The following is a 21,145-nucleotide window of genomic DNA, read 5'->3' as shown; positions in this document are numbered from 1 at the left end:
TAAACTAAATTAGGTTTGCAAAAACGGACTGGAGCATGGTGCTTCGGTCCTTTTTTTGTTACATTTTTTTAAAGATATTGTTTATATAATTGCATATTCACTATAATTATGTATATTTATGCAAATAAAAGGAATTTTAATTGCATAATAATCGCATAGTTAGTATATTAAACTGTATTAACAAAGCGAAGTGAGGAAATGCTATGAAAAAAGGGATTTATCAATTATTTTTATCAGTTTTTGCATTTATGTTTATTTTTAGTAGTTTTGGGGCTGCCATGGCCGCTACCGATGCGCCGAAATCAGATCCAACGTTAGCGCAAATTAAAAAGAGTGGCTTGTTAGTAGTCGGCTTATCTGCTGATTATGCCCCCTATGAGTTTCACCAAACGATTAAAGGCCAAGACCAAATTGTTGGTTTTGACGTTTCAATGGCCCATGCGGTTGCTAAACAATTAGGTGTTAAACTCCAAATTAAAGAAATGGCCTACGATGCCTTACTCGGCGCCTTAAAAACCGGTAAGATTGATATGATTATTTCTGGGATGAGTCCAACCCCAGAACGGGCCAAGGAAGTTAACTTCTCAAAGGCGTACTTGCATGTGAAACAAGAAGTATTGGTTCGGGCAGCTGATAAGAACAAGTACAAAAATGTCACTGATTTTTCAAATGTGAGTGTCGCCGCTCAAAAGAGTACCACCCAAGCTGATCTCGCAACTCAAGCTTTACCAGGTGCCAAACCCGTATTATTAACGAAATTTACAGATGCCATCTTACAATTACAATCCGGTAAAGTGGGCGCCATTGTGGTTGAAAGTCCCGTTGGTGAAGCGTATGTCCAACACGACAAACATTTAGCCTTAGTACCAATGAACTTTCCTAATGACATTGGCACAACCGTAATTGCGATGCCTAAAGGCGCGGATGCGTTGACCGCTCAAGTCAATGATGTCATCGACCGGGTTAGCCACGATGGTTCATTTAAAAAGTGGCAACGCTTAGCTAATGATCAATTATTTGTTTCAAAAAGTTTCTTCGCCCAGTATGGTAGTTACTTTGTTTCTGGAACGGAATTAACCGTTGTTTTAGCAATTATTGGGGTCTTCTTTGGTGCCATTCTTGGTGTTTTCTTAGCCTTGATGAAACGCGCTAAATTAGCAACTTCGGATACTTGGGTGGGTAAATTAATTAAAATGCTTGGAAAGGTTATTTCAAACGTTTATATCGAATTTGTCCGTGGGACACCGTTAATGGTCCAAGTTTACATTATCTTCTTTGGAGCTACATGGTTATTCCACTTAAACATTAGTGCCTTTGCTTCTGGGGCGATTGCCGTTAGCTTGAATTCAGCAGCCTATGTGGCTGAAATTATCCGTTCAGGAATTAACTCAGTGGCGGCTGGTCAAAATGAAGCCGCGCGTTCATTAGGGCTTTCATCAAACCAAGCAATGCGCTACATTATTTTACCGCAAGCCGTTAAGAACATCTTGCCCGCTTTAGGAAATGAATTTGTGACGGTCATCAAGGAATCTTCAGTGGTTTCGGTGATTGGGGTTGGTGAATTGATGTTTAAGACGGCAACGGTTCAAGGAGCATCATTTAACCCATTCTTACCACTAGTAATCACAGCGTTGATTTACTTTGTCTTAACATTTAGTTTAACGCGGATTTTGAATTTGATTGAAAAACGGTTTAATTTAGGTAGAGCGTAAGCACACCCGGGAAACAGTGAGGACTATAGACCCACCCGAAAAATAGCATACCTTAAAGAAGCGGCCCGCGGGCGGCTTCTTTTTTTGGCTAAAATATACAATATATTTACAAAAATATAACAAAAAGGTTTGCAAAAGGCCTATTTAACTTAATTTATGATAGACTAAAAAGCAGAGATACTGTTGGTTTGCAAAAGGCCAATAAATTAGGAAGACAGTGAACATATGATTAATAAAAATCAACTTAAAGTTAGTTTCTTATTAGCGATGATTTGTCTCCTCGTTAAGGTATGCATGGATAACCTTGATAAAGGATCAATGGCCAGTAAATTTATTCAAACGATTAACATAATTGGGGCGAGTGGTTACTGGTATTTACCAATCATCGTGGGTGGATGGTTTGTAATCGTGTTTACATTTGGCTTTTACATATTTTTCCGGGTATTAAATGCTATTGTACACGCGTTATACCGTCGGCGTTAAACTACTTAACGCGGCATCTTGAAAAATCCTATCTGCTTTTAATTAAGTGTATAGGATTTTTTTGCACCTAAAATTTGGACCACTTGCACACTAAACACGACCGCTTAGCCGCCATGTATTTACCTGGGATGGAGGATGTGGAATACTAAAGGTACGGAGAGGGAAATATGAAAATAACAATTGAAATTGATGCAACCATCCCGGACTTGGAAGTTGTGTTACGAACACCCCAGTTTGATGATCAGGTTGCACAATTACAAGTAGCCCTGCAAGCCTTTGATACCGAGCAACCCCACGAGCTACTGAGTCCGATTACGTATCTTAAAGATGATACCGAATATTACTTTAATAATGCGGAAGTTTTATTTTTTGAAACGGATGGGCGCGATGTGTATGCACACACTAACGATGAGGCCTATCTCGTTAAGCACCGGTTATATGAGTTAGAGCAACGCTTACAACCGACATTTATGCGGATTTCAAAATCAGCGTTACTTAATGTGCATGCCGTGTATGGTTTGACTCGGACGGTAACGGGGGCAACGGTTGGCTTTCAGAATAGTCCCAAAATAGCATTTGTTTCCCGCCGCTATTTCAAAGATTTAAAAGAACGTTTAGAAGAGGAGCGTAACTTATGAACAAAAAAACGATTATTCCCGGCCTTGGTTTCTTAGCAGCCGGAGCTTTTCTAGTAGTTTACCAACTCGGCTGGCTGAATTTTCATGTCGGCATTTGGACACTGATTTTTACCGTTATTTTAGCCTTTTTTATGGTTAAAGATGCCATTTATGGTGGGATTGTGATTCCGATTTCGAGCTTGGCAATTCTAGCAATGTTATATGCGCGGCCATTAGGGATTGAAAAATTAGTCCCATGGACGATTGTTGCGGTTGCTATTTTGGTGATTATTGGCTTGGAGTTATTATTTAAAACTAAAAGTCATAAATACTACACATTCCATCATGGAGCGGGGCATCAACAATTTAAGAAGAAGTACGTATATGGACCTGATGATGTACAAGAAAGTACCGATAGTGAACTTAATTTAAATGCTAATATGACATCAACTTTTCGGTATGTGAAGTCACAAGACTTTCAAAGTGGCCATGTGGCAGCCAAGATGGCGAGTGTTAAAATCTATTTTGACAAAGCCCACATTAACACAACCGCGACATTGAATTTAGATGTGAATTTATCAGATGTGTTAATCTATGTGCCGCGTGATTGGCATGTGGTTAATCATGTTAATGCCCTTTTGAGTGATGTTGAAGAGAAATCTGCAGCCGATGAAATAACAACAGCTGAACTTGTGATTACCGGGAATGTTAATTTGTCGGCGGTTAATATTTATCATGTTTAAAAGATAGAGCGGTCTACCAAGCGAGCGATATCGAGGAATACTAGTGAAATGGCCATGGAAAGTTTACTTTCCGGGTCATTTTGCGTATATTACGAAAATATCGGCTTGGTAGCCCGCGTTTTGGCTATTAAGTAGAAAATGCGGGTTAGGCATTTAGCTTGGGGCCACTAGGCATAGGAGGCTGCCTGTTGGTGCGTAGGATACTTATTAATGCATAATTGCTTTTTGTATAAGTTTTTGTTAAGGTATTTGGGTAAGATGAAGAAAAGGGGTCAAAAAATAATGGAAAATATTTTAGAAGTGCACCAACTGAGTAAACACTTTGGTAAGAAACAAGCGTTAAATAATGTTGACTTCACGGTCGGTAAGGGCCGTATTGTTGGTTTAATTGGACCCAATGGAGCTGGTAAAACAACAATTATGAAAGCAATCTTAGGTTTGTTTTCATATGAAAAAGGGCAGATTAAGATTGATAATCACCCCGTATCTGAAGCAAGTCACCAAGCCTTAGCAAAGGTGGGGGCGTTAATTGAATATCCAGCGATTTACCCATATTTAACGGGACTTGATCACTTGAAACTTAATGCAACCGGTGATGCGACCACCGAGCGAATTGATCAGTTAGTAAAACAAATGAAAATGGAAAGTTATATTAATCGTAAGGCCAAAAACTATTCATTGGGTATGAAACAAAAACTTGGGATTGCGTTAGCCTTGATTAATCAACCAGAATTAGTCATTTTAGATGAACCGATGAATGGTTTGGATCCACAAGCGACCAAAGATTTACGGGATGTAATTATGAGTCAAGCAGCCGCTGGAACTTCATTTTTAATCTCAAGTCATATTTTAAGTGAATTAGAAAAGCTGGTTAGTGAAGTGGTCATTATTGATCATGGTGAAGTCATTAAACAAGCAACTATCGCTAATTTAAATCACCAAGAAAATGATTTTATTATGCTTAAAACCAGTGATGATGCCGCTGCGCGTACTAGCTTGGCGCAAGTTGGTATTACGACAGCTGAGGCACCCGGCTTAGTCTTTAACCAAACGCCGAGTGCAACCTTAGCCTTAGTGATTAAAACCCTTGTTAAAGCGGATATTGATATTTATGACGTGGTGCACCAAGGTGAAGATTTAGAAGCATCATTATTGTCAATATTACACAACGAAAAGAAGGAGGCTTAAGATGTCAACTTTATTATGACAAGAAATCTTTAAGTTGCGCCACCAAACTATTGCATGGGCAACAATTATTTTTAATTTACTGGTCATGACGATCTTTGCGGTACTTAGTAAAGCTAAGCCGGAATGGTTCTCGGCAAAAGGCCAAACGACGGGGGCTTTTAATGGAACGTTATTTTTAGCCTTTTTCTTAATCGGTGTGGCGTCAACGATTGTCGCCTCTGAATTTCAACATGGGACAATCAAAGCGTTATTGTATCGTAAATACTACCGTGGTGAAATTTTTGCTAGTAAGGTCATCACATTATTCCTATTTTCAATTGTGAACTATGTGTTGATTTTCTTATACACATTAATTTTGAAATTTGTGCTCTTTAGTAACGTGGCATTAGATGCCAAAGTTGGGAAAACAACGGTCTTGGGTCAATTAGGCTTAGATTTAGTCGGTTCATTTATTGGTATCTGGTTGATTTTAGCACTAGTATTGTTAATTGCTAATTTATTTAAAACTGGTTCTGCGGCCATTACCATTGGGATTTTGAGCTATTTTGCGGCTAGCATTTTACAAATTGCCCAATCATTTGCCATTGAAAAGTGGAACTGGCTCAAATGGAATCCGCTTAACATGCTAAATGTCGGTGCACAAATTAGTGATAGCACATTCAAAAGTGTGACGAAATTAAGCACACCATTATTAACCACGGGGAGTCTCGTTTACACGGTAATTTTCTTATTAATTGGCTACTACATTTTCAAGAAACGCAATGTTTAGTTAATTAGCATCCTCGCTAGCAAAGGTCGTTGATTCCGCTTAGTGAATTAACGGCTTTTTATTTGATTGAAAAACCGCAACCTTTAATTAAAAATTAAGCGACAGAGTAAAATTAAAAAGCGCCGATAGTTTATAATGGTAAGTAACTAGGAAATAGGGGGGACGATGTATGAAGAAGACGTCAAGAATACTAGCTTATATTGGCTTGACGATTTTACTTATTATTTCACTTGGGTTAATCTTTAATCAGCAAATTGCCAAAATTGCACTGGAAACATATCATCCACATGTGACGGCCAAATCAATTGCTGCTGCTAAAGAAAAACCGGCGAGCTTTGATTGGCAAAAGGTTAATAGTGTTTCATCAGCACAAATTATTCAAGCGCGGTTTAAAACCAATGATGCTAACTTTATTGGCTATGTTGCCGTCCCAGCAATGGGGATTTCATTACCCATCTCAGCGGGGACCGGTGGTGATAATTTGGCCTTAGGAGCGGCCACGGTGTTGCCAAACCAAGTAATGGGGCAAGGTAACTATGTGTTAGCTAGTCATATGGTTTACATCGGTAAGAATTTACTCTTTTCACCGTTGTATTATCATAAAGATGATGGCGTTAAGGGGCAAAAAATTTATTTGACCGATTTAAAAAATGTCTATGAATATACCACAACCGAATATAAAGTGGTGCCATCAACAGCGATTCAAATAACTGATCCGGTTCCGGGTAAAAAGGTCATTACTTTGTTTACTTGTAACTATTCCCACGATGAGGGGCGGGTTGTTTTACGGGGTGAATTGACTAAGACGATGGCTTGGCATGATACGTCAAAAAAGATTAAAGATTATTTCCAAGACCAAAATAATTCTGGTAATTAAACCGATTTTAAAGACAAGGGGGCAAAACTGCGACTCTTGTCTTTTTATTTTAATTTAAGTATTAATAGTACTAGTAAATATAATACACTTTAAGTATAATGAATTAAAAATGGGAGATAGCTTATGTTAGCAATTGGTCAACACAGTACACGAAGTTTAACGGTTACGATGGCAGACACCGCTTTAGCCATGCATAGTGGTAGTTTAGCGGTTTTAGCAACCCCGCGGTTGATTGCCTTATGTGAAGAAACGGCTTGTGAATTAATCGCCACAAGTTTAGTCGCTGGGCAAACGACGGTGGGCACCCATATTGATTTACAACATCAAGCACCGACGCCGATTGGTGGGATAGTTACGGTAACATGTACTTTAACGGCGCAGTCAGTCCATCATTTTAGTTTTGATTTAGTGGTTAAAGATGCCAAACGCCAAGTTGCCATTGGCCAACATGAACGCGTAAAGGTTGATACGAAGGCATTTATGGCGAAAGTAGATAATGTGTAAAGATTCTTTACGCAAATTTTATAAATAATTTAGTAGTTAAATCACTTTAAAATATGGATAATAAAGGGTATTATTTGTATTAAATTTTAAAAATTTAGAAAGTAGGATCAGCCTATCTTAAAACGGGTTAGAGTACGCTATACTTACTATTTGATTGTGGCGTTAATCGTAAATGCGGTGAGTATTGTTATTTTACCGCGGATTTTAAATAGTTTTGACGTACCTTTTCATATCGGTCGGGTGGTCGGTGCGTGGGGTGCGTGGCACAGTGGCCAAATGCTGCCGTATGTTAATCCATGGGCGCTACATGGCTTAGGCTTAGGTTCGAATTATTTTTATGGGACGTGGCAAGCCTTTTTATTAGCCCCCATTTATGGGCTAACACACTCAGTAGCAGTGACGTTTACCGTATTTAATATCGTAGCCACGGTAATTGCTGGGGTTTTGATGGATAAATTACTGCGGCAATTTTTCCATGGCAATGCCGTTATGGTGGCTAGTAGCTTTTATATGGCCTCACCATTCATGGTCCATAATTTATTTGTGACACAAGACCAAGGGGCAATTATTGGGATTGCCCTACTACCGATGATTTTTATTGGTGTGTTTCGGATTTTAAAAGATCAAGCTAATGGGATTGCGTATTTAGCGATTGGGGCGGCTTTAATGCTCTCAAGTCACTTGTTGAGTACTTTTTTAGCGGTAGTGGCCGTAATAATTGTGCTCATTTGGGCGTGGCGTGAGCTTAATCTCACCACGCTTATCCGTTTAGGATATGCTGGCTTGTTAGCGTTGGCGCTAAGTGCCTTTTTCTGGGTGCCATTAATTGAACTTAAGTCACTAGATTTATACAACGTCTTTTTCAAAAATATTTACGTGATGGATCGCACGGCGGCGTTCTTAACGAAGTCAAACAGTTGGCAACCATACAGTAAATTAATTAAGGTCGTTAATGGGTTAGCTTTATTAGGCTCAATGGGGTTAATCTTTAAATGGTCAACGATTAAAGACCGAGCTGATGAAATGCAATTTAAATTGTTTAAACTCAGTCTTGGGGTAACGGCCTTATTTGCCTTCTTGAGTTATGCACCGCTTAATTGGCGCTACTTACCAGGTGTGTTTGCTAATTTGCAATTCTTATGGCGCTTTATGTACATCGGTTACTTCTTTATGGCCTTCATTTTGGCGGTCGGCATTGAAGTTTTTGTTCGCGAATATGTTAGTTATGGTACTAAGGCGAAAGTCTCCAAAACGGTGCTCGCAAGTTTAGCGGTGACCCTCATCTTGGCATTAGGTCAAACATTCCAATATGCCCATTCAGTGCGCCATGCCGTTAAGCTTGATGCCCGGCCGGCTGTGATTGCCAATGGCTTCAAAGCCTTTAATCCGCATAGCAAAAGTGATGCTTGGTATTTTGAATATGCTAGTACGGGGGTGTATTTACACCAAAACATTATAACTAACCCGGCAGCAATTATTGCAAAGCACAATGTCACGACAGCCGATGTAACCACAACGACTAAGAATACGAACCGCTTAATTAGTGCTAATGTGGCCGTTAACGGGGCGGATAATTATTTAGTTTTCAAAAAAGTTTACTATCCAGGCTACTACATTCGGCTAGCTAACGGGCAGCATGCTGATATTAAAGCGACCCACAATAAAGATGGTTTAGTCGCGGTCCGCTTACCGGCTAATTATCAAGGGGGCTTGAAGCTTGGCTTCCAGGCGCCATTATTATACGTCTGGATGTGGGCAGTCTCATTATGTACCTTAGTGATGACGTTGGCGGTGATGTTGCGCCAACGTAATCTAGGGGGCCAATTTTACCAGTCATTATATTAAAACGTTTTAAAAGGAGCTGTGACAGAAGTCGGGCGATATCGAGAAATACACTAAAAATCCTCTATGAAGAAAATTCTTCGTAGAGGATTTTGTCGTATTTCGAATATATCGGACTTCTGGAGCGCGTTTTGGCAGTAATTTAGTACTTGAAAAGAGTTATGTCACAACCCCTTTTTTACGCAGTAAGCCTTTTAATCTGTATTAATTAAAATTGTGTAAGCACAGACTGATAATCAGATGATAATTAAAGAAATTCTAAAGGATACCTTGTATAATAGTCAGTATTTTCGTTATAATTTAAACAATATGGTTTCTCTTAATGCACAAGCGATACCGAAATAATAGGAGAGGAGCTTAAAATGGCGCAATCACAAAAAGGGATTTCAGCATATTCATTATTTGTTGGATCATTTCTTAGTAATACCGGAATCAGTTTCATTTGGCCACTAACGACAATCTACATGCATGATTACTTAGGTAAGAGTTTGACGGTGGCGGGAATCGTTTTATTCATTAATTCAATCTTTACCATGCTAGGAACAAATATCGGAGGGTACCTCTATGATAATTGGAGCCATTATTACACCGTTGTAATCGGGGCCGTGCTGGTAACCTTTGCTAGTGCGATGTTAATTTTTAATCACCAGTGGCCTAATTATACCTTTTGGTTAATTCTCCTTGGTTTTGGGAATGGGTTAATTGTGACCGCGGTCAATTCGTTTGCGACGATGGTTGAAGGCAAGACTCCTAGTTATGTCTATAACGTCTTGTACTTCATGAGTAATTTAGGGTTAGTCGTTGGAACTTTAATGGTTGGATTCTTACTCCATTTAGGAATTAGCATTGTCTTTGGCGCCGCGACCGTTTTATATGTGATTCTTCTTGGCATTGTGTTAGTTGCTTATCGAGGTCATGAACAAGAAAGTAATATTGCCCGTAACTACCATGGTGGTGGGGATTACTTAGAACGTTCAAGCCTAGTGCGCATCATGACGTTATTAGCATTATTGATGATTGTCTGGATTTTCTATGAACAATGGCAAAGTAATATCGCCACATACATGGTTGCCAATCACTTTACGGTCAAGGACTACAGTTATATGTGGACCGTTAATGCCGTGATGATTGTTTTAATTCAACCAATTATGACGTACTTTGATGCCTTCTTACTCCGTCACATCAACATGCGGCTATATGTTGGGTTTGCGTTAATTGGGGCGTCGTTCTTGATCTTGCCCTTTGCCCAACATACGTACGGGTTCTTCGTAGCGTCAATGGCCTTGTTAACGATTGGTGAAATTGCATGTTTACCAGCTGTTGCAACCTTTGTTAATATGCTTGCCCCCGATTCACAAAAGGGTAAGTTCCAAGGGATGGTCGCCGGTGCGGGAGCTTTAGGGCGAGCAATCGGACCAGTCTTTGGGGCCGTGATTATTGATTACGCCACATATGACAAATTATTTTTAACTTCAACAATTGTTATTTGGGTCGTAACCGCGATTTTCTTAGTTGTTAACCAACGGCTACGCGCCAAATAAGTTAAACCGAGCGGTGACAGTAGTTGGGTGCTCGTGAAAAGCCTTCATGAAGAGTTTTCATCATGGAGGCTTTTGTTGTATCAAGGCTAGCTTGGTCTACTGGAAGGAATTGTCGCGATTTACTTGAGTGGTGGGGTAAAAATCGCTATACTTATATACTATAAGTAAGTAAATTTGTAATGCGGTGTAATTAGTGTTTATATACGAGATAAAAAGCATATTCACAGTGTTTTTGTATAAATATGCACATAAGAGGATTTTAGTTTGTTTTTATACACTTTAATTGATAGACTTACAAATAACAATAAATGACGAGGTGCGATGTGATGAGTGCAGTATTAGAAATTAAAAACTTAGAAAAACATTTTGGTGACACAACGGTCATTAAAAATATTACCGAAACGGTCAACAAGGGTGAAGTGATTGCCGTGTTAGGTCCTTCAGGAGCTGGTAAATCAACCTTCTTGCGCGCTTTAAATATGCTTGAAGCCCCATCAGCTGGGGAAGTGATTTTTGATGGCCAAGATTTAACCAAGTTAAACGACAAACAACTGGATAATTTACGGATGAACATGGGGATGGTGTTCCAATCATTTAATCTATTCCCCAATATGAGTGTCCTTGAAAACATCAAGTTAGCACCGATGAAGATTAAAAAAGTTAGCAATGATGAAGCGACTAAAGTGGCTCAAGAATTGTTGGCTAAAGTTGGTTTAGCTGATAAAGCCGATGTTTACCCAAGTAGTCTATCTGGGGGGCAACAACAACGGGTTGCGATTGCGCGGGCCTTGGCGATGAAACCCGAAGTAATGTTATTTGATGAACCAACGTCAGCTTTGGATCCAGAAATGGTCGGTGAAGTTTTAAAAGTTATGCAAGACTTAGCTGATGAAGGGATGACCATGGTCGTGGTAACGCACGAAATGGGCTTTGCCCGGGAAGTTGCTACCAAAGTTTGGTTTATGGCTGATGGCTTTATCCAAGAAAATGCAACTCCCGAAGCTTTCTTTGCCGCCCCTAAAACTGAACGGGCCCAAGATTTCTTAGCCAAAATTTTGTAAACAAAATAGGATCGCTACTATCGCTCTAACTAAAACCGCCTTGAAGAATTTTTCTTTACGGCGGCTTTTTGTATACGACAACTTGCTGCTAACAAATTCACAAATTGGTCTACAACCGATTAACTTTTTTTATTAATTGCCACTTTAAATTATGCTGAAATTAATTAACCGTTGGCAAGTTTTATTGGTATAAATGATTGGTTGTATTAGCCAATTATGAGGAATGTTAAGGTTTGCTCGCAGTTACTGGTAGCTATACCAATAGTGAAATTACATTGACGTCTAACACCGCTTAGCCTAAACTGAAGGCGTAATCAAGTCACAAAGCAACTTTATTGATGAAAATGGAGGAGCATGATGGAACAGCGCGATTTACATGAACTTATTACGACCTTTGAAACCCAATTTGGTACGATACCAACGGATATGTTTTTCTCGCCGGGCCGGGTTAATCTCATTGGTGAACACACGGATTACAATGGCGGTCATGTTTTACCAATTACTTTGATGCTCGGCACATATGGGGTGGCCCGGCGCCGTGACGATCGACTTGTCCGTTTGTATTCCGCTAATTTTCCGGATTTGGGGATGCTTAGTTTTGCAATTGATGATTTTAATAAAATGCCGACCCACAGTTGGGCGGATTATGTTAAGGGGGTCTTAAAAGCCTTAACCGAATTAGGCTATCACCTGGAAACTGGTTTTGATTTAGCCATTGATGGGGATATTCCGATTGCTTCTGGATTATCTTCATCAGCATCGTTAGAATTACTAATTGGCGTCGTGGTCCAAAAGTTGTTTGATTTAAAAATTCCCCGCTTACAATTAGTGATGGCTGGGCACCAAGCTGAAAATGACTTTGTCGGGGTTAAAACTGGGCTGATGGATCAATTCTCAGTCGGCTTTGGGGCACCCAATACAGCCATCTTTCTTGATACTAATACGTTAGGGTATCGGTTAGTCCCCGTAATTTTACGTGATTTTGAACTAATTGTGATGAATACTAATAAACCACGTAGTTTGGTGACCTCCAAATATAATGAGCGGGTCGCCGAAACCCAAGCGGCCTTGCAGGCATTACAAACTAAATTATCAATTAACAGTCTTGGCGATATTGATATGGCGACATTCACTGCTAATCAAGCCTTGATTAAAGATCCAACCTTGGTTAAACGGGCCCGCCACGCTGTGAGTGAAAATCAGCGCACGATTACGGCAGTTCGTGAACTTGCGCAAGGTGATTTAATTGAATTTGGGGCGCTGTTAAATCAATCGCAAGCTTCCTTACGTGATGATTATGAAGTAACCGGACTTGAGCTAGATACGTTAGTAACGGCCGCCCAAGAGTTTCCGGGGGTCTTAGGGGCCCGCATGACTGGGGCGGGGTTTGGCGGTTATGCCTTGGCGTTGATTCCTAAAAAACGGCGGGCGCAATTTGAGCAGCAAGTGGGGGCGCGGTACTACGAAGTACTAGGGTATGATGCTAGTTTTTATGATGTTGAAATTGGTCCGGGGGCACAATGGATTGGCCCGGTTAAAACACATTAAAAAAGTTATTGGCTAATACAACTAAATGATAATGGGGGGAGTTATGCACTTAACGACATCGGGTATCGCAACGGTCCGTGGTCATCAAGTGGTGCGCGCTGTACTCGAAAATCACCACCAAACGCGCTTAGCGGTGGTAAATTTTGGTGGTATGCTGCAGGAGTTTTCTGTGCTCGATGGCTATGAACGCGTTAATTTGATAACACCATCAACTGCTATGCCTAGCGCCAGTGGCTATAATAGCAGCGCACTTAACCATGTCATTGGCCGAGTGGCTGGTATTATTGAAGCAAGTCGGTTTGTCTATCAAGCGGATGTTTGGAATTTACCAACGAATTATTATCAACACACTTTAAATGGCGGTCCGCATGGCTTTGATCAGCAAATGTTTACAATGACGACGGATGCCAACCAAGGGAGTGTGACGCTGACTTATCAAGCACAAGAAGCGTTCGATGGCTTCCCAGGTGATTTACTGACGACGGTAACCTATCGCTTGACAGAGGATGATTGTGTCCATGTGACATTCACAGGCCACCAAACCAAGCAGGCGGGGGTGTTTGCCCCGACACTAAATACATGCTTTCAACTTGGTAAAACGCAGGATAGTAGCGACTGGCACTTACAAATTAATGGTTCGCAAAGGCTTGTTGTTGATGCGCTAGGCGTACCAATGGGGCTGGTGCAAACTGAATGGGACACACCGTTAGATTTTACCCGATTACGCCGAATAGGTCGCCTCCCATGTGGCGGCGTTACCTTTATCGTACCAGCGGATTTAAAGCAAGCTGCGGTAACGATTGTTGATCCAGTTACGCGTCGCCAAGTGGAAATTTACTCAAATCGGCATGGCTTATTTGTTGGGCAGCCCAAGGACACCAATCAGCAACCGGCGGTGGGGACAATGATGCTTGTGCCACAGAACTTGCCCAATAGTGTTAATATTCCGGAATTTGGTTCAATTTCAATTGCAGTCGATACCCCAAAAAGTTATGATATTATTTATAAATACATCAAAAGTAAATAAATGAAATCTTTTAAGTGAAAGCGACGCGAACCGTCGGTTTCACTTTTTAAAAGGTGAGCATTTTTAAGAGGGGGTTAAAAATGGTAAGTATGCGCGATATTGCTGCCGATGCGGGCGTGTCAGTCGGAATTGTCTCGCGAATATTTAATCAAGATCCGACGCTAAAAGTTACCCAAGCAACCCGGCAACGTGTCTTGGTGGCCGCTCAAAAATTAGGGTATCGCTACCAAGCACGGCGCGGTCAAAAGGATGTGAAAAAGAATAAATCACATCCTTGGTATATCGCTGTGATTACGAGTTATGAGCAGCGCCATGAAGTTTCCGATCCGTATTTTCTAGCCTTACGGAATGGCTTAGATGAAAATGCCCAAGCACAACATATTCATCTTGATTATCTATTTACCTTACAGTCTGCACAGAAGCCGTGGTCGGCCTTGAGCCGGTATGATGCCGTCATTTTAATCGGGACATTTGCAGATGAATTACTCGCTACAATTAGTACATATAATAAGCATTTAGTCGTCATTGATGATCATCGGGAATTACCTAATTATGATGTCGTGCATAATGATTTTGACTATCAAACAACCCATTTATTAGAACATTTGTATCAGCAAGGCCATCGGAAAATTGCGTTTATCGGGGTTAAAAATCCGGTGTATGATGCAGATGGCCAAGTAACGGCGTGGGTTACCAATGAACGGCATGGCGCCTACCAGCGCTGGATGGAGCACCAAGGGCTTGCTGACCCAGCTTACTGTGAAATTTTGACAACGTGGGAAATTCAAGCCGTGATTACGAGTGGGCAAAAATTAATGGCCTTGCCCACACCGCCAACCGCGATTATTACGAATTCTGATCCGATTGCCATAATTTTATATAACATGTTACAAGAAAATGGCTGGCAAATTCCGGCCCAAGTTAGTGTTGTGAGCTTTGATGACATTGAGTATAGCCGCTTTTTGATGCCAAAATTAACGACGATTCGGCCAGCAACCCGGATGATGGGGCAAATGGCCTTACGCTTGCTAAGCGAACAAATTAATGACCACCGGCAACCAGGATTGACAGTGGAAGTGGCATCCCAATTAATTAAGCGTAATAGTGTGTGCGACTTAACGAACCTTAAAGGAGAATAACGATGGCTACCATTCGCGATGTTGCCCACGCGGCAGCGGTGTCACCAGCGACTGTTTCACGAATTTTAAATGAAGATCCGACATTTAAAGTCGTGGCAGCGACCCGGCAAAGCGTGCTAGCGGCAGCAGCAAAGTTAAATTATACGCCGCCGACTAAAGCACCACTGATTAAGCGCCGGCAACGGATTACTAAGGCCACAATTGGGGTCATTACGCTAACGGACGATGAACAGTCCGCACTGGATGCCCCGTATTGGGGGGCCATTCGAAACGGCTTACAACACAGTGCAGCGGTTAAACACTTGCAATTGGCCTTTTTATTCTCATTGCGTGATGCCCACCCAAATTGGCAATTAGTAAAGCAGTGTGGCGCAGTGATTGTCGTGGGGGCAATTGATGATGAATTACGTACGTATCTTTGGCAACAAAATCCCCACTTAGTCGTCATTGATGACCACCGGCCGGGCCAAAGGTATGATACAGTGTACAATGACTTTGCCCAACAAACGCATCATTTGTTAGATTACTTATATGCGCGCGGCTATCGTGAAATTGGCTTTATCGGGGCTAGCATGCCGCTTTTTAATCGCCAAGGAATGGCCAGTGAATTTATTGATGATGGCCGGTATACCGCCTATCTAGAGTGGATGGCACGGCATAATTTAGCACTACCAATGGCGCCGCTAATTTTACCTGACGGGGCTACGCAGACGGCGATTGAAGCACTGAATCCTTTAATTACCCAAGGGGCGAAGTTACCGCAAGCGATGATTGTAGCGTCTGATCAAATTGCCTTGGGGCTTTACCATGTCTGTCAGGCCCAAAATATCACGTTGCCAACGCAAATGGCGATTGTAAGCTTTGGTGATTTGGAAGTGACTCGCTTTTTGATGCCGCCACTGACCACTATCCAACCTAATCCGGCGATGATGGGGCAAGTGGCGCTTAATTTAGCGGCCGCTCACTTACAAGGGGCACCGGAAGCCCCAGTACGGGTACGGGTCGCATCAACGTTAGTGGAACGTGATAGTGTTGGGTTAGATAAACGTGACGACTTAGGTTAAATCCGGTAAATTGATTTAATTTAAAATATATCAATTTTATTTGCGAATGTTACCTTGGTGTAATATGTTTATGCTAGAATGATTGAATTGTGCAAGTATATTTAAAAATAAATATCAGGGAAATAAAATAATGCATTTAAAATATTGGATTTCAAGCGGGATTGTGGTCATTGGTGCGGCAATTATCGCCGTAAATATCGATGAACAAAGCGTTACAACAGTGGCTAGTCCCGTTGAAAAAACCGCTCAGCGGGTCCCAGCTGCTGAGGCTACATATGTTAAACCCGAATATCAACCAGTCGCAAATATTGCGAATTTAACTGCCACAAGTGCCTCAATTTACGATTTAGATGCACACAGTTTTATTTTTACCAAAAACGCCCATAACCAAGAGTTCAATGCTTCAACTTCAAAGTTAATGGCGATGTATGTTATCTATAAACGGCTCCAAGTTGATCCAAATTTACACTGGTCAGATCAAGTTAAAATTACTAATCCTGGAATTGTCAAGTTAAGTACAGTCCCCGGTTTAGGTGAAATTCCGATGACGTTGAACAAAACGTATACCGCGCAAGCCTTGGCTGAAAATGCGATGGTAGTGTCATCTAATGAAAGTATTACGGCCTTGGGTATTTGGGCATTTGGCTCAAATGATGCGATGATTAAGGCGATGAATACCGAAGCCCAAGAAATGCAGCTTACGCAAACGCATTTTTACACAACTTCGGGGCTTGATGTTGATGACGTTACGCCATATGGGCTTCAATTAACCGGGGCGCCAAAAGATGGGCGTAATACTTCATCGGCCTATGATTTGACGATGCTGAGTCAAGCGCTGATTACCGAGTTTCCGCAAATTCTGCAGTTAACGGCCTTACCTCAAGTGACAATTGATAATGTTGTGCACCAATCAACCGATCGCTATTTAAAAGGTTTTGAATTTTTTGATCCGAAACATGGCATTGATGGTTTGAAGACGGGAACAACGCCCGCGGCTGGTCAAGTCTTTGTTGGGACGAGTATGTTACCGGGTAAACACCGTATTATTACGGTTGTGATGCACTCAAATGATCGCTTTAATGATACGAATAAACTGTTAGCCGCCATTCAACGCTAAGCTGGCTAGCCATGGATACCGCGACTGAATTTGTCAAATTCGGCCGGGGTATTTTTATTTTAATATGTTAACGGTTAATTCTAATATGACTAAAAGATATATGTATAAGAATTAATTTATAAAAAAGTTAAAAAAGTGTAACCATTTCGTAACACGCAAATGCTAGGATTATTGCTTGTAAGTAAAAAAATGGAATTGAAGGCACAGGCATGACAATCAAAGTAGTAGCACAGACGATCCTAGTGGCAGCTAGTATCGCAATTATTCCCGCTAATTTAGTTGGTGGGGCCATCCAAGGGCAGCTTGGGCAGTCGGTTCATGCGGCTGAAATTAAGAATCCGCAACCAGAATATGGCCGGATTCAAAATATACCGTATCTCTCAGCACCGAGTGCCGCGATTTATGATTACACGGCACATAGTTTTGTTTATTCCAAACAACCGTTTAGTTGGCAATATAGCGCCTCAACTAGTAAGTTAATGGCGATGTATGCAATTTATCGGCAAATGAAGGCTCATCCATGGTTAAAATGGTCGAGTCCAGTCAAAATTGATTACTGGGGCATTAGTCGGATGAGCGTGACCCCAGCGCTTGGTGAAACCCCACTCGTGTTAGGGCGGACGTATAGTGCCCAACAGCTTGCCCAAAATGCGATGATTTTATCATCCAATGAAAGTATTACCGCATTAGGGCGCTGGGCATTTGGTTCCAACCAAGCCATGATTAATGCGATGAATTGGAATGCACGGCGGTTGGGTTTAAATCAAACGCGCTATTATACCACTTCAGGACTTGATGTCGCCGATGTTGCGCGCTTTAACCTCCAACTAGCCGGGGCACCTTATTATGGCCGTAACACGACGTCAGCCTATGATTTGGTGATGTTGGCTCAAGCGTTGTTTAATGAATTCCCACAGATTTTGCAGCTTTCATCAATGAGTTATGAATGGGTCAATGGGGTTCGCCGGTATTCAACGGACCATTATTTACCATTTGGGGCGTATTATAACCCTAAACATGGAATTGATGGTTTAAAGACGGGCACAACACCAGCCGCTGGTCAAGTCTTTGTTGGGACGAGTGTTTTACCTGGGCACCACCGCATCATTACGGTCGTCTTACATTCACGTGATCGGTATGCCGATACCAACCGTTTAGTCGGGGCGATTGGTCGTTAATTATAAGCAACAAAAAAAACTCGTAAGCCGCGGCTTACGAGTTTTTTGATATTAATTATTTAATACCTTGCATCTTACGAACAGCCCATGGGCTTAAGAGTGCGAGGATAATGGCAAGCACAATTGCTAAGGCTCCAAGGAAACCGAAGTAAGTTGCTTTTGACCAGATGTCGTATAAACGAACTAATTGGGCGTTAACGGCTTGCGCAGTGGCATCAGTTAACAACCACAATGAAAGCATTTGGGCTTCAAAGGCCTTTGGTGCAAGCTTAACAGAAACTGATGAACCAGTTGGTGATAAGCAAAGTTCACCGATAACACAGATGGCGAAACTAATGATAATCCAGAATGGGTTGATCAAAGTCTTGCTAGTCATACCCATTGTTGGGATAACCATGATTAAGAATGAAATACCGGCAAGGAAAAGACCGATAGCAAACTTGATTGGTGTTGAAGGACCTTTTTTACCTAACTTAGTCCAGATACCTGAAATAATAGGGGCAAAGATAACAATCAACAATGGGTTAACTGATTGGAAGAACGCTGCTGGAATTGTGTAGTGAATCCCAACAATGCTGCTTAAGTTACGTTGCGTGTTAGTATCAACGAAGGCACCTAAGATTGATGAACCTTGTTCTTGGATTGACCAGAACATTACGGCACCTAAGAACATTGGTACGTAAGCAAGTAACCGTGACTTTTCAACTTTATCAGTCTTCTTACTCTTGTACATTGTGGCGAAGTAACCAATTGGTAAGACCACCCCAAGGACCGTAACAAAGATTGAGAAGTTGTTGAAAGTTAATGTACCAGTTAAGTGAGTAATCACAAGAATGGCGATGATGGCAACGATACCGATACCAAAACGCACTTTGAATTTTTTGAATTCTTCAGGTGAGAAGGGGTTAGGCACGTCTTTACCAACTAAACCAAGGCTCTTCTTGTTGAAGACCACGTAAACCATGAGGGCAATGAACATCCCAACGGCTGCGGCACCAAAACCAGCGTGGTAGCTAAATGATGATTGTAAAGTTCCGACGATAAATGGCGCAACAAACGCTCCCATGTTAACGGCCATGTAGAAGATAACAAAACCACTATCCATGCGGGGGTCCTTTTTATCGTACAAACCACCAACCACGGCAGAAATGTTTGGCTTCAATAAACCAGTACCGATAATGATCAAGAACATTGAAAGTAAGAACGTTACGCGACCACCAACGGGACTTGAAAGGGCAATGTGACCGAACATGATGAGCACGGCCCCCATAAGCATGGCTGTTCGTGAACCAACCAGACGGTCAGCCACCCAACCACCGACGATACAAGTCATAAAGATCAAGGCACCGTAAAGTGACATGATTGATTGGGCGACAGTTTGGTCAAACCCAAGACCACCATGACTTACACTGTCATATAAGAAGTAAAGTAGGATGGCACGCATCCCGTAGTAACTAAAACGTTCCCAGAATTCCATAAAGAATTGAACTCCAAGTCCGCGTGGGTGTCCGAAGAACCCAGTTTGAGGAACGCTTTTAAGCATTTCTTCGCGTGAATATTGCATAGGTAAATCTCCTTTGTTGCATAAATCAAAATTAATGCAAATGTGTTTCGTTTTAATAGAGCAAAATCAAATATTAAAATGAATATCACTATTTTATAATAATTTACGGTGTTAAGTCAATTTTAATATAAATATTTTTATTTTAATAATTGCCTAATTTAGAAATACGGTTATTAAAAATAATTATATAGGTGGTTTTTTAAAAGCGCTTTAAAGGTTGGTATAGCAACGTTTTTACTGAAATGGATTTTCTTATTAAAATTTGCGTTGGTGGCAAAATTTATTTTTTGTTTTAATCAAACTTTGGTCGTGAAAAAAGTATAATTAAGGATCTTGGCTAAAATAAAAAGCAAGCAACCTTAAATGAGAAAGGGGCTTACTTTAATTTTAACTACTTAGTTTTTCGGTAATTGGACATAGGCCGCAGTGGTATTAGCAACAACGGGGGCATCACCGTCATCATCGCCGTCGTCATCATCATGATTATTTTTCCGGATTTGATTGGCTAATAAACCACCACCAGCAACAATCAATGCGGATAATAAGAGATATTGGACCATATTAATCACAACAGTCCATAACGCTTGGGTACGGGTATTGGTTAAGCGTTTTTGTTGGGCTCGGGCTGTGGCGATATCGGTTGCATAGACGGAGGTCGTTTTTTTACCAGCTTGAATTACGGAAACTTCATATAAGGTAACTTTTTGGCCAATTCGTAACCATGGATTACCTTCCGTTACGGCTAGTTTAGAACCTTTCCCCGATTTAATTTGTTTCCGGGTGGGGGCAGCTTCAATATGAATTCGTAAATTTTTCCCAGTTGGGAGCGAGATGTGATAGAAAACCGGTGCTTTACCGTTGTTCATTAATTGACCATCGCGATATGTATCCAAAATCTTAACTTCCGTTGTTTGGTAAATATTCACTTGCTCCTTATTAGTATCATTAAATGAAATCACACTATTAAGGATAATAAAGAACGCAAATAAAGCCCAGACTCCAATAAATTCTTTATAGTATTTCTTCAGGGTTGCCCAGAAATCTTCATTAAGGTATTTATTAAGCGTGAAATGCGGTAATTTAGGTTGTTTGATGGTTCAATTCCTCCAATTAGATGTAGTTATGAGTTTAAGTATAACAAGCATTCGAAGTATAGAGCATAAAAACCACT

The 21,145-nt window shown here is 41.0% G+C and carries 19 protein-coding genes; 17 read left to right on the top strand and 2 right to left on the bottom strand.

The features are described 5' to 3' along the window. The first annotated feature begins 203 nt into the window (after positions 1-203). The 17 genes from LQZ76_RS00405 (at position 204) to LQZ76_RS00325 (ending at position 18,410) form a co-directional block, all read left to right on the top strand. Positions 204-1,712 carry an ABC transporter substrate-binding protein/permease gene (locus tag LQZ76_RS00405; protein ID WP_230097798.1) on the top strand — a complete coding sequence of 503 codons (1,509 nt, stop codon included), beginning with the start codon at positions 204-206 and terminating at the stop codon, positions 1,710-1,712. A gap of 225 nt (positions 1,713-1,937) precedes the next feature. Then, on the top strand, positions 1,938-2,195 hold the full coding sequence (locus LQZ76_RS00400; protein ID WP_230097797.1) for a hypothetical protein: 258 nt from the start codon (positions 1,938-1,940) through the stop codon (positions 2,193-2,195). Between the two features lie 167 nt (positions 2,196-2,362). Further along, a complete protein-coding gene (locus LQZ76_RS00395) occupies positions 2,363-2,833 on the top strand; it encodes a LytTR family DNA-binding domain-containing protein (protein WP_230097796.1) in 471 nt (156 codons plus the stop codon). Beyond that, positions 2,830-3,555, top strand: a complete 726-nt coding sequence (locus LQZ76_RS00390; protein WP_230097795.1) for a LiaF transmembrane domain-containing protein — start codon at positions 2,830-2,832, stop codon at positions 3,553-3,555. Before LQZ76_RS00395 ends, LQZ76_RS00390 begins: the two co-directional genes overlap by 4 nt. A gap of 282 nt (positions 3,556-3,837) precedes the next feature. Further along, positions 3,838-4,743 carry an ABC transporter ATP-binding protein gene (locus LQZ76_RS00385; protein ID WP_230097794.1) on the top strand — a complete coding sequence of 302 codons (906 nt, stop codon included), beginning with the start codon at positions 3,838-3,840 and terminating at the stop codon, positions 4,741-4,743. A 34-nt stretch (positions 4,744-4,777) separates the two neighbouring features. Continuing rightward, positions 4,778-5,512, top strand: a complete 735-nt coding sequence (locus LQZ76_RS00380) for a DUF2705 family protein (protein WP_230097793.1) — start codon at positions 4,778-4,780, stop codon at positions 5,510-5,512. 169 nt (positions 5,513-5,681) lie between these two features. After that, positions 5,682-6,389, top strand: coding sequence for a class A sortase (locus tag LQZ76_RS00375; RefSeq protein ID WP_230097792.1), 708 nt, complete (start codon positions 5,682-5,684; stop codon positions 6,387-6,389). A 123-nt stretch (positions 6,390-6,512) separates the two neighbouring features. Beyond that, positions 6,513-6,893, top strand: a complete 381-nt coding sequence (locus tag LQZ76_RS00370; RefSeq protein ID WP_230097791.1) for a thioesterase family protein — start codon at positions 6,513-6,515, stop codon at positions 6,891-6,893. Positions 6,894-7,049: 156 nt separating this feature from the next. Continuing rightward, on the top strand, positions 7,050-8,738 hold the full coding sequence (locus tag LQZ76_RS00365; RefSeq protein WP_230097790.1) for a putative glycosyltransferase family protein: 1,689 nt from the start codon (positions 7,050-7,052) through the stop codon (positions 8,736-8,738). A gap of 359 nt (positions 8,739-9,097) precedes the next feature. After that, positions 9,098-10,276, top strand: a complete 1,179-nt coding sequence (locus LQZ76_RS00360) for an MFS transporter (RefSeq protein WP_230097789.1) — start codon at positions 9,098-9,100, stop codon at positions 10,274-10,276. A 326-nt stretch (positions 10,277-10,602) separates the two neighbouring features. Continuing rightward, on the top strand, positions 10,603-11,337 hold the full coding sequence (locus tag LQZ76_RS00355; protein ID WP_230097788.1) for an amino acid ABC transporter ATP-binding protein: 735 nt from the start codon (positions 10,603-10,605) through the stop codon (positions 11,335-11,337). Between the two features lie 357 nt (positions 11,338-11,694). Beyond that, on the top strand, positions 11,695-12,885 hold the full coding sequence (locus LQZ76_RS00350; protein WP_230097909.1) for a galactokinase: 1,191 nt from the start codon (positions 11,695-11,697) through the stop codon (positions 12,883-12,885). A gap of 43 nt (positions 12,886-12,928) precedes the next feature. Then, positions 12,929-13,912: an aldose epimerase family protein gene (locus tag LQZ76_RS00345; protein WP_230097787.1), complete on the top strand. Its 984-nt coding sequence runs from the start codon at positions 12,929-12,931 to the stop codon at positions 13,910-13,912. Between the two features lie 80 nt (positions 13,913-13,992). Beyond that, a complete protein-coding gene (locus LQZ76_RS00340) occupies positions 13,993-15,051 on the top strand; it encodes a LacI family DNA-binding transcriptional regulator (RefSeq protein ID WP_230097786.1) in 1,059 nt (352 codons plus the stop codon). Between the two features lie 2 nt (positions 15,052-15,053). Then, positions 15,054-16,115 (top strand): LacI family DNA-binding transcriptional regulator, encoded by a 1,062-nt coding sequence (locus LQZ76_RS00335; RefSeq protein WP_230097785.1) that lies wholly within the window; start codon positions 15,054-15,056, stop codon positions 16,113-16,115. 130 nt (positions 16,116-16,245) lie between these two features. Then, positions 16,246-17,232 (top strand): D-alanyl-D-alanine carboxypeptidase family protein, encoded by a 987-nt coding sequence (locus tag LQZ76_RS00330; RefSeq protein ID WP_230097784.1) that lies wholly within the window; start codon positions 16,246-16,248, stop codon positions 17,230-17,232. Positions 17,233-17,441: 209 nt separating this feature from the next. Continuing rightward, on the top strand, positions 17,442-18,410 hold the full coding sequence (locus tag LQZ76_RS00325) for a D-alanyl-D-alanine carboxypeptidase family protein (RefSeq protein WP_230097783.1): 969 nt from the start codon (positions 17,442-17,444) through the stop codon (positions 18,408-18,410). A 55-nt stretch (positions 18,411-18,465) separates the two neighbouring features. Here the strand turns inward: LQZ76_RS00325 and LQZ76_RS00320 are convergent, their stop codons facing one another. After that, positions 18,466-19,974, bottom strand: coding sequence for a peptide MFS transporter (locus LQZ76_RS00320; protein WP_230097782.1), 1,509 nt, complete (start codon positions 19,972-19,974; stop codon positions 18,466-18,468). A gap of 395 nt (positions 19,975-20,369) precedes the next feature. Beyond that, entirely contained in the window at positions 20,370-20,933 is a 564-nt protein-coding gene (locus LQZ76_RS00315; protein ID WP_230097781.1) for a hypothetical protein, read from the bottom strand. Positions 20,934-21,145: the final 212 nt, after the last annotated feature.

It is taken from the genome of Periweissella ghanensis, from assembly GCF_918814755.1.
Classification (GTDB): domain Bacteria; phylum Bacillota; class Bacilli; order Lactobacillales; family Lactobacillaceae; genus Periweissella; species Periweissella ghanensis.
This window is presented reverse-complemented; position numbering and strand designations above follow the sequence as displayed.